Annotated in this window: 1 protein-coding gene; it reads right to left on the bottom strand. The window is 63.2% G+C overall.

What is annotated here, in order from left to right; genetic code table 11:
- A partial coding sequence (locus ACVA58_RS27875; protein WP_446513493.1) for a hypothetical protein occupies positions 1-226 on the bottom strand: 226 nt, incomplete at its 3' end.
- Positions 227-323: the final 97 nt, after the last annotated feature.

Below are 323 nucleotides of genomic sequence, written 5' to 3' on the forward strand. Positions count from 1 at the left end.
GCTTTACGTACCGCTCGGCCGCCCAGAGAAATGCGATGTCAGCATCCAACAGATGGGCGTGCTCATCGTTATGGAGCGGCCCTTCCTCGATGATCTGCGACCTCACCCAGTCGGCCATGTCCTTGGCCGGCTCGTAGTGGTGGGTCCAGTTCTCGGGATCAAGCAGGAACTCAGGCGGCCGCGGGCGAGCTAGCACGTCAACTGCGCTGGTCAGGCGTTTGGCCACCGCTCCGCCTTGGGGTGCCGTTCGGACTGGTGTGTGTGCATGTTGGTCTCGACAAAAACAACGCGCCCGCCGGCCGAAGCCAAGCGGGCGCTAAGGT

This window comes from Photobacterium sp. DNB22_13_2, from assembly GCF_052873915.1.